At 60.9% G+C, this 12740-nt stretch carries 8 protein-coding genes; 3 read left to right on the top strand and 5 right to left on the bottom strand.

Features of this window, described 5'->3' with window-relative positions:
• Positions 1–275: 275 nt before the first annotated feature.
• The 4 genes from KB449_RS31820 to KB449_RS31805 form a co-directional block, all read right to left on the bottom strand.
• On the bottom strand, positions 276–1388 hold the full coding sequence (locus KB449_RS31820; protein ID WP_282909431.1) for an IS4 family transposase: 1113 nt from the start codon (positions 1386–1388) through the stop codon (positions 276–278).
• A 364-nt stretch (positions 1389–1752) separates the two neighbouring features.
• Positions 1753–4131 carry a carbohydrate-binding domain-containing protein gene (locus KB449_RS31815; protein WP_282912181.1) on the bottom strand — a complete coding sequence of 793 codons (2379 nt, stop codon included), beginning with the start codon at positions 4129–4131 and terminating at the stop codon, positions 1753–1755.
• A gap of 61 nt (positions 4132–4192) precedes the next feature.
• Positions 4193–4873, bottom strand: a complete 681-nt coding sequence (locus tag KB449_RS31810; RefSeq protein WP_282912180.1) for a DUF4956 domain-containing protein — start codon at positions 4871–4873, stop codon at positions 4193–4195.
• The gene (locus KB449_RS31805) at positions 4870–5676 is read right to left on the bottom strand and encodes a polyphosphate polymerase domain-containing protein (RefSeq protein WP_282912179.1); all 807 of its coding nucleotides are present in this window, start codon (positions 5674–5676) and stop codon (positions 4870–4872) included. The genes KB449_RS31810 and KB449_RS31805 overlap by 4 nt, the downstream gene beginning before the upstream one ends.
• Positions 5677–5879: 203 nt before the next feature.
• On the opposite strand from KB449_RS31805, the gene KB449_RS31800 reads away from it, so the two are divergent.
• Genes KB449_RS31800 through KB449_RS31790 form a run of 3 tightly spaced genes read left to right on the top strand, consistent with a single transcriptional unit; the run spans position 5880 to position 11234 of the window.
• The gene (locus KB449_RS31800; protein ID WP_282912178.1) at positions 5880–6560 is read left to right on the top strand and encodes a response regulator transcription factor; all 681 of its coding nucleotides are present in this window, start codon (positions 5880–5882) and stop codon (positions 6558–6560) included.
• Entirely contained in the window at positions 6560–7846 is a 1287-nt protein-coding gene (locus KB449_RS31795; RefSeq protein WP_282912177.1) for a sensor histidine kinase, read from the top strand. Before KB449_RS31800 ends, KB449_RS31795 begins: the two co-directional genes overlap by 1 nt.
• Positions 7847–7892: 46 nt before the next feature.
• Positions 7893–11234, top strand: coding sequence for an ATP-binding protein (locus tag KB449_RS31790; protein ID WP_282912176.1), 3342 nt, complete (start codon positions 7893–7895; stop codon positions 11232–11234).
• Positions 11235–11954: 720 nt separating this feature from the next.
• Here KB449_RS31790 and KB449_RS31785 read toward each other — a convergent pair.
• Positions 11955–12689 (bottom strand): Bax inhibitor-1/YccA family protein, encoded by a 735-nt coding sequence (locus tag KB449_RS31785; protein WP_282912175.1) that lies wholly within the window; start codon positions 12687–12689, stop codon positions 11955–11957.
• Positions 12690–12740: the final 51 nt, after the last annotated feature.

Raw genomic sequence — 12740 nt, 5'->3', positions numbered from 1 at the left:
GTGTGCGGCGGGCGGGAATAGCTCAGTTTTGCGCTATTCTGAGTACCATGTGTGTGGCGGACGAGCGAGTGAGTGTGCGGCTGGCGGGAATAACTCAATTTTGTGCTATTCGGAGCATCGCATGTGTGGAGCATGATCGAGTGAGTGTGCGGCGGGCGGGAACAGCTCAGTTTTGCGCTATGATGAGTACCATATGTGTGGCGACCCAGCGAGTATGTGCGCGGTGGGCAGGAATAGCTCAATTTTGTACGCCTGTTGATTTACCAGTATCTAGGTTATGGTAGTTTTAAATGGTGAGCCAAATAAACCACCCATTCGGGAGGCAAGGCAGCTAAACTCATCAGTCGGTCAAACGCAGCAAAACACAACCGTGCACTGGGGTGAACCTGGCTATTTCCCTGCACATACACGTACTGAAGCAGCACGTACACGATCAATGCGGTATATAATTGTCCGTAAACGGCATTCGGTGTCCTTCCGAATAGTTTGGGCACATTCAAATGCTGTTTAATCCATCGAAAAAACACTTCCACTTGCCACCGTTGTCGGTAGATTTCTGCAATTTTCTCCGCCGAGGGACGGTGCAAGTTGGTCACGAGAACAACCGGGTTGCCTTGGGGATCCTTCAGCTTTACGACCCGAAATCGATGGCGGGTCAAGCGCGCTTTTGTTCCGAGTTGGCAGGTCAAATCTTGCTCAATCGTATGTTCGTAGGGACGTTTTCGATCGCGAAAAACAGGCTCATGCAGGAACGTGTTGTGTCTCACCCGGATGACAAAATACTGCCGCTGCTCTTGCTCCATGTAGGCATCAAACTGCTTATGCTTTCCGTATGCACGATCCGCAACCAGAATGAAATTTGGGTCTGTTACCATGCTGCACAGGGTCGAATCGTGCTGTTTCCCCGTCGATTCCGTTACACGATGGAGTTCGCTGGTCTCTGTCAACAAAGATACGTGCAGCTTAATGCCGCACTTCTCTCCTTTGGCCGATGGCGCCCAAGGCAGCCGATTGTGACCGGCGGAAATGGTCGTGGAATCGACTGCCAGCGGCTCTTTCGGAAGCCGAAGACGCCTGCGCGTGGAGCGATTGCATTTACGAATCAACAGATGAAGCAGTTGCTTAAAGACGCTGAACGGAACCTCTTTCGCTTTTTTGGAGATCGTAGAGTGATCTGCTTGGCGCAGCCCACAGGCGACCATTCGCTTTTCTCCGTCTCGATAGCCATCCCACTGCCCAAGCGCCGCTTGAGCAAGAAAAATAAAGAGCTCGTAGACTGTAAATTTCCTTGCTGTATCGACATAACCTACTTGCTGTAACAAAGGTTGAATCTCTTCAGTAGGAATAAAGGATTGAAGAATAGGGGCTAACATTGTACGATGGTTCATGAGACCGTCTCACCCTCCGTAAGGTTTGTAGGGGTACAAACACTTTACAGGAATGAGCGGTCTTTTTGCTACCATTTTTTTGATAATCAACAGGCGTACAATTTTGCGCTATCCGGAGCATCACATGTGTGGCGTACCCAGCGAGTGAATGCGCGGCTGTAAGAGCGCGCCCTTGCCGGTAGTTCCACGTGGAACGGATAGCGGCAGCCGAGGTGCAACGCGCGATAACGACCGCGTGCGGATTCGGGTTGCGAACGCGCCATTACCGGAGCGCAGGCTAAATGGTCTCAAAAAACGCAAAAGGTACGAAGCAGGTAATTCCTCTGCTCCGTACCTTTTGGCTATTTCGGCTTTACTTCAAATTTTAGGTGCTGGCGCCGGCGGAGCCGCCGCTCGTCGAGTTGGTCGTGCCGCTTCCGGTGCTGTTCGTCCCGCTTCCGGTGCTGTTCGTGCCGCTTCCGCCGGTGCCGCCGGTGCCGCTCGTGCCACTCGTGCTGTTCGAGCCGCTAGTCGAACCGTTCGTCCCGCTTGCACCGTCCCTGCCTTGACCGCCCATGCCCCGGCCGCCGCCGAAGCCGCCGCGACCGCCGCCCATGCCGCCCATTTCGCCGCCTCCGGTCGTGATGCCGGACTCATTGACATAGGTCGTCTTGTCGCCGAGCTCGAACGTGACGACCTTGGTCGTGCCGGCCGTGCCGCCGCCGGTGTAGAGGCCGTCCTTCGGCGTGCCGCCGGACGTGCCGCCCGTCGAGATCGTGTAGCTCTCGCCGGACTTCAGCTCTGGAGAGGAGTAAACGAGCGTCTGGAACGACTTGACCGGCGCGAAGGTCGCGACCGCATTTCCGGCGCTATCCGTCAGCGTGACCAGCGTGCCCGCTTCAAGCGTGCCCGGGAACGTCATGAGCAGCGATACCTGGGACGAGTCCTCGGACGGCGCTTGCGCCATGCCCGCTGCGCCGGCCGCGATCAGCGTGCCGCCGGATTGCTCGAACGTGCCGTCATAGTCCAGCGGACCGTTGCCCGCGTTCGTCGGACCGTTGACGATCGCCGTACCGCCGGTCATGACGACCGAGCCGTTGGAGTCGAGACCGTCGCCGCCCGCATCCACGTAGATGTAGCCGCCGGAGATCGTGAGCAGCGCTTCGCCTGTGCCCGCGGATCCGTTCACGCCGTCGTCGCTGGACGTGACGTGCGTCTCGCCGCCTGCGATCGTGATGCTCGCGCTCTCGATGCCTTCGTAGCTCTTCGTAATGTCGACCTTGCCGCCTGCGATGGTGAGCGTCGTGTCGCCGTGAATCCCGTCATCGCCGGTCGACAGGCTGAACGTGCCGCCCGAGATGCCGATGTTGGCATTGCTGTGAATCGCATCGTCCCCAGCATCGATGGCGAACGTGCCGCCTGCGATGGCCAGATCGCCGCCCGCCTTCAAGCCCTTGGCGCTCGTCGATTCCGCCTCTTCCGTCGCCGTCGCTGCCGTCTCGTCCGCATCGTTCCCGCTCAGATCGGTCGAGCCCGGAGCCGTCGTAGCCGAATCTGTACTTCCCGTAGCCGAACCCGTATCTCCCGAGGCCGTCGCCGAAGCCGTCGCGCCGCCTGCAGGCGGCGTTTGCGCCGGATCGGTCACGCCGCTAGAGCCCGGTCCTTGTCCGTCCGTCGGCGGCGCCGGCGGCTGCTGTCCGTCCGCAGGCATCTGTCCGTCCGCCGGAGGCTGCGGCATCTGACCGTCTCCACCTTGCCAGTTGCCCGGACCGCCGCCGAAGCCACCGCCGCCAAACCCGCCCGGCCCGTCCTCCGCATGCGTCTTCATCGAATTCGCCGCGCCGCCGCCCGACACGATGTCGAACGTGCCGTCCGCCACCAGCAGCGCCGTCTCCGCCTGAATCCCGTCGTTCGCGGACGTGATCTTGAACGTGCCGTTCGCGATCGCCACGAAGCCCTTGTCCGCGTCCTTATCATTGGTCGACTTGATGCCGTCGCCGCCCGCGTCGATCGTGATGTCGCCGTCCTTGATCGCGACAAGGTCCTTTCCGATCAGTCCGTCGTCCGCCGACTTGACCGCGATCGTGCCGCTCACGATTTTCAGATCGTCTTTGGCGGTAATGCCGTCGTTTACGTTGCCAGCGACGGTCAGCTTGCCTGTGCCGTTGATCGTCAGGTCGTCCTTGCTGAACAGCGCGGCCGTCGGCGCTTCCTCGGAAGTATCCGCGTAGGTCGTGCCGTCGGTGACCGTATTCTCCGTATCTTCCGCAAGCGTCACGACCGTCTTGTCGGCCGACTTCACATAAATAGCCGTGCCGTTCTTGTTCGTAATATCCGCGCCGTTCAGCACCAGACGCACGACATCGCTGTCTCCCGCCTCGACGACGATCTGCCCGTCGTCAAGCGTACCGCTCAGCACGTACGTGCCCGCGGCCGTGATCTTCACCGCGCCGCCCTGGGCCGTCGCGCCCGATCCGGCCACGGTCGCCGCGCCGCCGTCCAGCGCGATCGTCGTCGCCCCGTCCGCCGTCCACGTCGCCGTCGTGTCGGCTTCATCAAACGTCACTTTGTCGTCCAGGTTCACGCTGGCCAGCGTGATCCCCGTCCCCGACGACGCGGACGATGCGGACGATGCGGCTGCCGTCTGGACCGTGCTCGCGGACGCGGCGCCGGCCGCATCCGACGACTTGGCGCTGCAGCCTGCTGCCAGCATGGCGGCGAACAGCGCGATGGCGATTGCTTTTGCTTGATGCGAATGCTTCATAGGATTCCCTCTTCTCGGTTATGATGGTGATGCATATCGTCTTGCGCCTCAATCGAACCAATCAATACTCCTGCACGACCGGGTTCATCGTCAGCGTGATATCCAGATTGCCATTGCGTGTACGAACTGCGTCCAGCAGCTCCTTCTGACTGGTCTGCGGCCCGATCTGGACCGCATACACGAGCTCATACAGACTGCCGAGCTCCGTCGTTCGTACCTTTTTCAACTCGTAGCCGACGCCGAACTTCCGGAAAATTTCATCGAACGCTTCCTCATAGCCCAGATTCTCGGGAATCGTGACCTTCAGCAGCTTGGTCTGCGCCTTGTTCGTGCCGAAGTTCGCTGCCTTGAGCACGAACATCAGGATGCACAGGCACACCGTGAACAGCGCCGCGTAGCCGTATGCGCCGACGCCGCAGGCCAGGCCCGCCGCCATCGAGAACAGCACGTAGGAGATATCCTTCGAATCCCCCGGCGCGCTTCGGAACCGGATGATCGAGAAGGCGCCCGCCAGGCTGAATGCCCGGGCGATGTTGCTGCCGATCAGAAGGATGATGATCGCGACGATCGTGGGCAGGACCATCATCGTGAGCGTGAAGCTCGGGGAGTAAGCGACCTGCGTTTTCATATAAGTAAAGCTGATGACGCCGCCCAGCAGGATGGCGATCCCGAAGGTGAGCAGCGCATGCGTCAAGGTCAGCTCCGTGTCGGCGGCAACCGTCGTGAAGATCGAGTCGATCATAGCAAAATTCTCTCCCTTTCCATTTGCGTCCGTTCCATCGTGTCGGCATCCATCCCGCCAGCGCCCGCTGCGTACAGCTCCGGTACCTTGCCCGCATAGCGGATCGATTTCTTATATTCGTTTCCGTACTTGCTGAAGCCCGTCCGGTACATCGACAGCTCCGACAGCAGCTTCGACAGCCACACCGGCACCGTCTTCTCCGCCTTCACTTCCATCAGCCACTGGCCCTTCTCCATCAGCTGCTCGCCGTAGTCGCCGGCTTCCAGCGCCAGATCGTGCCGCCGCGACCGGATGTTCGTATCGAACGTAATCCGCAGATCCCTGCCGTCCTTCGCGAACATCGCGATCCGGTCGTACGCCAGATACGTCATCGGCACCAGCTCGTACCGCGACAGGAAATACTCGATCTCCGCGATCACCTGCTTGTTCATCCCCTCGCGGAAGGCCGGCGGCCGGCCCGTCCGGACGAATTCGTACGCTTCGCCGAGCCTCAGCGACGTCCGGCGCTTGTTCACGAGGCCGAACACCTTCTTTTTCAGCTCCAGGTACACCTTCGCGTCCGGCTCCGGCACGCCGTAAGCCCGGATCCGCAGCTTTTCCCGGTACTTCGGCTTCGAGAGGCTCGTGCGGATCAACGTGTGCTGCGGGGTATCGTAATAAAGGTTGCTGATCGAGTAAAACTTGTCGTTCTTGTTGTACGCGTCGAGGTCCATGTATTCCGTCAGGCGGTTGTAGATGCCGTAGAAGGCTTTCGTGTCCATCAGATATTTGTTTTCGTAGCGGTTGAAAACTTCGATCGCCATGCGCCCGCGCTCCCTTCCTTGTCGGCGACTGCCTCGCCCTTCCATGACTCAAGCTTAGTTGCGGAACCTTTAACGAATCTTAAATTGTAAACGCAGTGTAAAAACTTCTTGTCCGGCGCCCCGCAGTGGTACGATTAAGGTTGATTAAAGGTTTTCTCCCTACAATTAAGGGCAAGACGATAGACGAAGGGGTTCGGACGACCATGAGGATACTCATCGTAGAAGACGAGGTGCATCTGGCGGAGGCGCTCTCGCAGATTCTTCGCAAAAACCGCTATTCCGTAGACATCGCGCACGACGGGCAGTCGGGGCTGGACAACGCGCTAAGCGGCATATACGACCTGCTGCTGCTCGATATCATGCTTCCTGAAATGGACGGCATCGAGGTGCTGCGGACGCTCCGCGAACAAGGCGTGCAGACGCCCGTCATCATGCTCACCGCAAAGGGAGAGACTGACGACAAGATCGCGGGGCTCGACTACGGGGCCGACGACTATATCGCCAAGCCGTTCGTTACGGGCGAGCTGCTGGCGCGGATCCGGGCGGCGCTGCGACGCAAGGGCGAGGCCGTCATCCCGGACGACGGGCTGCGGTTCGGCGACCTCGAGCTCAACACGTCGACGCTCAAGCTGTCGTGCAAGGGCAAGGAGCTCAAGCTGATCTTAAAGGAAAGCGAGCTGCTGGAGCTGCTGATCGCGCGCCGGCAGGCGGTGACGAGCAAGGAGCAGATCATCGAGAAGCTGTGGGGCTTCGATTCGGACGCGGAGCACAACAATGTTGAGGTCTACATCTCCTTTTTGCGGAAAAAACTGACCTTTCTGAACGCGTCGGCGCGCATAAGCACGATACGGGGCGTCGGGTACGTACTGGAGGCGGCGGACTGATGTTCAATCGGCTGCGCAATCGGTTCCTTCTTATGAACATGGTCATCATCACGATCATCATGCTGGTCGCATTTACGTCCATCTACGTCATCACGTATCAGAATACGAACCGGGATATCAACATGGAGCTGCACCGCGTGGCGGACTTTTACCACAAGGGCGACGGTATAAACGGCGGCAAGCCGCGGCAGGGGCAAGACGGCAACCGGCCTCCGCAGCAGATGGACGACGGCGGAATGGGTCCGTTTGCGGAGCGCTCTGTCTCGTTCGCACTGCGGACGGACGACGCATGGAGCCTCGTCTCTACGGATTCCCGGTACGACATGGACGACGAATTCTATGCCGCTGCCTTGAAGAAAGCCAAGGCCAAGCCCGTGGACAGCGGACGCTTCACGCTAAGCGATACGCGGTGGGCGTACAGCGTGTCTCCCGGCCCGTCGGGCTACACGGTCTCCTATATGGATGTGACTGCCCAGCAGAAGATCCTCACGAATCTCGTGTACACCTTCTCCGCGGTCGCGCTCGTCATGCTGGCCGTCATCTACGCCACGAGCCGTTATTTCGCGGGACGCTCGATCGCGCCGGTCCGCGACGCCTTCGACAAGCAGAAGCGGTTCATCGCCGACGCCTCCCATGAGCTGAAGACGCCGCTCGCCGTCATCAACACCAACGCCGACGTGCTGCTCGCGAACGAGGGCGATACGATCGCCTCGCAGGCGAAGTGGCTGCACCATATCAAGTCGGAGACCGAGCGCATGAAGACGCTGACCAACGACCTGCTGTATCTGACCGAAATGGAGGATGCCCGCGCGCGGACGATCTTCGTGCCGTTCGACGTCAGCGATGCCGTGGAGGGCGTGCTCCTGACGATGGAGGCCGTCATCTTCGAGCAGGATCTTGCGCTCGCTTACGACATCGAGCCCGGCCTGACCGCCGTCGGCAGCGCCGAGCAGCTCAAGCAAGTCGTCATGATCCTGCTGGACAACGCGGTCAAGTACAATGAGCCGGGGGGCGAGATTGCGCTGACGCTGCGCAAGCAGCATCAGCAGATCCAGCTTGCGGTCTCAAACACCGGCGCGGGCATTCCCGCGGAGCACGTGGACCGCATATTCGACCGCTTCTACCGCGCCGATGCCTCGCGTTCGCGCAAGCAGGGCGGCTACGGCCTCGGCCTCGCCATCGCCAAGTCGATCGTCGAGCAGCATCGCGGGCGGATCTCCGCCAAGAGCGCGCCCGGCGATCGGACGACGTTCACGGTGACGCTCCCGCTGGAAACAAAAAAATAAGCCAGCCGCTAGGAGATTCGCGGGGCTTTGTCGAATCTTGCACGTTATGACACGAAAACCGCTATCCACTCGCCAATATATCGCCGTCGCCGCGCTTTTCTTCGCCGTCCTTCTGGGCCTCAGATGGTCCTGGACCCATCTCTTTTTCCCGATCTCGCATCCCGTCATCGAAGACGGCGTGCTCGATCTGCGCGGCGTCGATCTGGAAGCCTCGCGCCCGTTCGCGCTGGACGGCGAATGGCTGTTCTATCCTTCCCGCTTCCTCTCCGAGGAAGAAGCCAGGGCGGAGACGTACGCGTCCCGCCCTGTTCGCGTGCCCGGAGACTGGCGTAACGCTTTGGACGCTCACGAAGGCGCGCCCTCCTACGGCTATGGCACTTACCGGCTGCGCATTCTGACCGATCCGCTCCGGAAGCCGGTCACGGCGTGGCTCAACCGCGTTCAGTCCGCATCCGTCGTGTCCATGAACGGCTTCTCGGAGGGGACGATCGGCCGGGTGGGCACGACCAAAGAGACCTATGCGCCCTCGAGCATCTCCTACACATCGACGTACGACGGAGACGGCGCGACGGAGATCGACCTGCTCGTGCAGGTATCCAACTTCGACCAGCCCTTCCAGGGAGGCTTCTCCCGCTCCGTGCTGTTCGGCTCGCAGTCGTCGATCGACTTCGCCAGGTGGTATTCGATCGGCTTCCAGATGATCACCTTCGTCGTGTTGATGCTCCACGGCTTCTATGCCTTCACGCTGTATGTGCTCAACCGGAGCGACCGGACCTTTCTGCTCTTCAGCCTGCTCACGCTCGCCGCCGGCCTGACCATTGTCTCGGATCACGACAACCTACTTCTGCTCTGGCTGCCTATCGACTTCGCATGGGGACTGAAGATCCGGCTGCTCTCTTATATGTGGCTGTCTTATCTGATCCTCCAGCTATACAAGCGATTCCTCCCGGAGCCGCCCTGGAAGGCGGGCTCCCGGATCTTCGCTGCCGCGCTGTACGCCTATACGGCGTTCGTTATGATCGCACCGGCCGCATGGGTTTACGCTTCACGCCATTATTTCATATTCAGCGTTTTCTATCTGCTGCCGTTCGTCAGGCTGGCCTGGCTCATCGTCCGGATGTTCGTCCGCAAGCGCAGCGACGAAGGCTCCGTGTTCCTGATGGTATCCGGCTCGGCCGTGCTGTCCAGCGTCGTGGGGGGCGTATTCAACGCGGAATTAGGCATCACGCCGATGTACTATCCGATCGACGTCATCGCGGCGATTATCGGCTTCTCCGCTTACTGGTTCCAGGTCTACTTCCGCAACGCCCGCGAGAACGCGATGCTGAACGAGCGGCTGCGGAAGGCCGACAAGCTGAAGGACGAGTTCCTTGCCAACACGTCGCACGAGCTGCGCACGCCGCTGCACGGCATTATGAATATCGCCGAAAACGTGATGGCCAGGGAGCGAGGCAGACTTAGCGACGGCTCGCTGAAGGACATGGACCTGCTCGTCGGCGTCAGCCGGCGTATGTCCCGTCTGCTGGGCGATCTGCTCGACGTCGCCCGGCTGCAGGACGGCGGGGTTAAGCTGCGGATCGCGCCGATGCGCATCCAGTCGATCGTGCCGGGCGTGCTGGACATGCTCAGCTTCCTGGCTGAGAGCAAGACCGTCCGGCTGCAATCGGACATCCCCGAGACGCTGCCGGCCGTCCTCGCGGATGAGCAGCGCGTGGTGCAGATCCTGTACAACCTGCTGCACAATGCCGTGAAGTTCACAGATGAAGGCGACGTCTCCGTCGCCGCCGAGCTCCGGGACGGACGCATCCTCGTCTCGGTGTCCGATACAGGCATCGGCATGAACGAGGAGACGCAGGACCGCATCTTCCGGCGCTACGAGCAAGGTCCCGGCGACCATGGCGACGGCATCGGGCTCGGCCTCAGCATCTCCCGGCAGCTCGCGGAGATGCAAGGGGGCACGCTAACGGTGCGCTCCGCGCCGGGCGCGGGCTCGGTGTTTAGGTTTGATCTGCCGGCGGCGGAGGCAGGAGTGGCGGTAGTGGCGGCGGAGGCCAGCGGTGAGTTGGCTGCCACAACGAGAGCGGCGGACGAGCCGGCTGCTGCGGGAAATGTAGGCGAGCTGGCTGCTGCTGCGAATGCTTCAGGTGGATTGGCGGCGGAGGCCGAGACTGCGGGCGAGCCGGCTGCTGCTGCGAGAGCTGGGGGCGAGCTGGCTGCGGCGGCAGAGACTGCGGGCGAGCCTGCGGCGGATGGGGCTGCGCGCGAGCCGGGCGCTGTTGCAGGATCGGCGGGCGAGCCGGCTTCCGCCGCGTTCGCCGCCGGTCGGCCCGGGCCGCATGCGCATGGCTCCGCCGCAACCGAAGCCGCAGCGCTCGAGGCGCCGGAGGAGCGTGCGCGCATCCTCGCGGTCGACGACGACCCGGTGAACCTGAGCGTGCTCGCCGGCATCCTCTCGAGTGAGCCCTACGACATCTCGTACGCGCGATCGGCGCAAGAGGCCCTCACTATGCTGGGCGACCGGCGGTGGGACCTGATCATCGCCGACGTGATGATGCCGCGCATGTCCGGCTACGAGCTGACCCGGACGGTCAGAGCGCGCTACGATGCCTCGGAGCTGCCGATCCTGCTCCTGACCGCGCGCAGTCAGCCTGCGGATATTTACGCGGGGTTCCAGGCCGGCGCAAGCGACTACGTCGCCAAGCCGGTGGACGCCCCGGAGCTGCGCTACCGCATTCGCGCGCTCGTCGCGCTCAAGCGGTCTGCAAGCGAGCGTCTGCGCATGGAGGCCGCGTATTTGCAGGCCCAGATCCAGCCGCACTTCGTCGTCAATACGCTCAACTCGATCGTCGCGCTTGGCGAGACCGATCCCGACCGCATGCGCGGGCTGGGCCATGCCTTTGCCTCGTTTCTCCGTATGAGCTTCGATTCGCTGAATACCGAGGAGCTGGTCGTGCTGTCCCATGAGATCGGGCTGACCGAGGCTTATCTGTTCATCGAGCGCGAGCGTTTCCCCGGCAGGCTGCAGGTCGTCTGGGAAACGGAACCCGGCATGGAGCCGTTCGTTCCGCCCCTATCGATCCAGCCGCTCGTCGAGAACGCGGTCAAGCACGGCGTGCTCCGCCAGAGCGAAGGCGGCACGGTGCGCATCCGCATCCTGCGCGCCGACGGCGGGGTCCGGATCGAGGTCGGCGACGACGGCGTCGGCATGACCGAAGAACAGGCGAGGCTGGCGCTGACCCAGCCCGCCACGGGTCGCCGCGGCGTCGGCCTGTTCAATACGAACCGGCGGCTGAAGCGGCTTTACGGCGAAGGGCTTCACATCGTCAGCCAGCCGGGTCAAGGCACGACCGTCTCCTTTGAGGTGCCGGAGCGCGGGTCGCGCGGGTAGTGAGATCCTCCGTTGATCATAGGAATAGGCGGCCCGAGGAATAAGTGTTAAAAGGCAGTTACTTGAGCAATGGCAGGCCGTTTAGCAAAATTAAGTGTCAAAACGCATTTATTTTCGCCTCGCAAGCAGCGATCTTGCGATTCTGGACGAATTAACTGCTCTTTGACACTTATCGTCTGTGTATAGACTTGTACAAGCAAATTAGCTGCCTTTTAACACTTATCCCATACTTTTGACCGGACTCCACCACACGCACGTTCATACGCATCTCCCCCTAACCGCCCTGCACGCCAGACAACAGCGCCTCTCGCTCCTACCTCCACCTTATTCCAGACAATAGCGCCTCTCGCCCATACCGCCTCCTTCCTCCAGACAACAGCGCCCCTCGCCCATACCGCCTCCTTTCTCCAGACAACAGCGCCCCTCGCCCATACCGCCCCCTTCTTCCAGACAACAGCGCCCCTCGCCCATCCCGCCCTTCTTCCAGTCGAAAGCGCCTCTCCCCCTTCAACCCCCTTCTTCCAGTCGATTGCCCCTACCGCCCCCTTCAACCATACCTGCATTCGATAACAGCTATTTCCACCCGTCCATTACGCCCGCCACGACAGATTCTCGAACTCGCCGTCACCCTCGACATCAAAAGGCCCGCGCCATCGGCGCGGGCTTTCGTCATGTCCTGCATATTCGTTTCCTTCCCATAAACTCGAGCGCAAGGGCAATCTAGTCCCGGCTCCGAATCTTCGCCAGCAGCCGGATAATCTCCAGATACAGCCACACCAACGTCACCAGCAGACCGAACGCGCCGTACCATTCCATGTACTTGGGCGCGCCTTGTTGAGCCCCGTTCTCGATGAAGTCGAAGTCCAGCACGAGATTGAGCGCCGCGATGATGACAATGAAGACGGAGATGCCGATGCCGATCGGGGTGCTGTCGTGCAGGTAAGGCACCGTCACGCCGAACATGCCCAGCACCCAGCTAAGCAGGTACACGAGCGCGATGCCCGCCGTCGCCGCAAAAATGCCGAGCTTGAAGTTCTCGGTCGCCCTGATCAGCCGCGTCTTGTAAGCAAGCAGCAGCGCGATGAAGATACCCATCGTGAGCAGCGCGGCCTGCAGCGTGATGCCGTCGTAGTACGATTCGTAATTCGCCGATATTGCGCCTAGGAAAACACCCTCAGCTACAGCATATACGGGCGCAAGGTACGGCGCCGTCTTCGGCACGAAGCTGATGATCAGCGCCAGCACGAATCCGAGGATCGCTCCGCCGATCGCGAACGGAATGATGTCGCCGCCGGCGAAGTAGTTGTTCCAGGCGACGAACGCTCCCGCCATGAGCAGGACAAGCATGATGAACGCCTTGTTCACCGTGCCGTCGATCGTCATCGTATCCCGTCCGTAACGCTGGCCCTGCCTTTCAAAAGTCTTGTCGTTCAAAGTTGGATTGCCGCTGCGCATCAAATGCGATCCCTCCGCTTCTCTTTGCGAAGATTATAGCATGATGGACGA

It is taken from the genome of Cohnella hashimotonis (genome assembly GCF_030014955.1).
In the GTDB taxonomy this organism is placed as follows: domain Bacteria; phylum Bacillota; class Bacilli; order Paenibacillales; family Paenibacillaceae; genus Cohnella; species Cohnella hashimotonis.
The sequence above is the reverse complement of the archived record's forward strand: the minus strand, read 5'-3'. Positions and strand labels throughout refer to the sequence as shown.

Coding starts and splice junctions, on each gene's coding strand:
- KB449_RS31805 (WP_282912179.1), bottom strand. CDS start 5,676: ATGGCGATCGAAGTTTTCAACCGCTACGAAAACAAATATCTGATGGAC.
- KB449_RS31820 (WP_282909431.1), bottom strand. CDS start 1,388: ATGAACCATCGTACAATGTTAGCCCCTATTCTTCAATCCTTTATTCCT.
- KB449_RS31785 (WP_282912175.1), bottom strand. CDS start 12,689: ATGCGCAGCGGCAATCCAACTTTGAACGACAAGACTTTTGAAAGGCAG.
- KB449_RS31800 (WP_282912178.1), top strand. CDS start 5,880: ATGAGGATACTCATCGTAGAAGACGAGGTGCATCTGGCGGAGGCGCTC.
- KB449_RS31795 (WP_282912177.1), top strand. CDS start 6,560: ATGTTCAATCGGCTGCGCAATCGGTTCCTTCTTATGAACATGGTCATC.
- KB449_RS31815 (WP_282912181.1), bottom strand. CDS start 4,131: ATGAAGCATTCGCATCAAGCAAAAGCAATCGCCATCGCGCTGTTCGCC.
- KB449_RS31790 (WP_282912176.1), top strand. CDS start 7,893: ATGACACGAAAACCGCTATCCACTCGCCAATATATCGCCGTCGCCGCG.
- KB449_RS31810 (WP_282912180.1), bottom strand. CDS start 4,873: ATGATCGACTCGATCTTCACGACGGTTGCCGCCGACACGGAGCTGACC.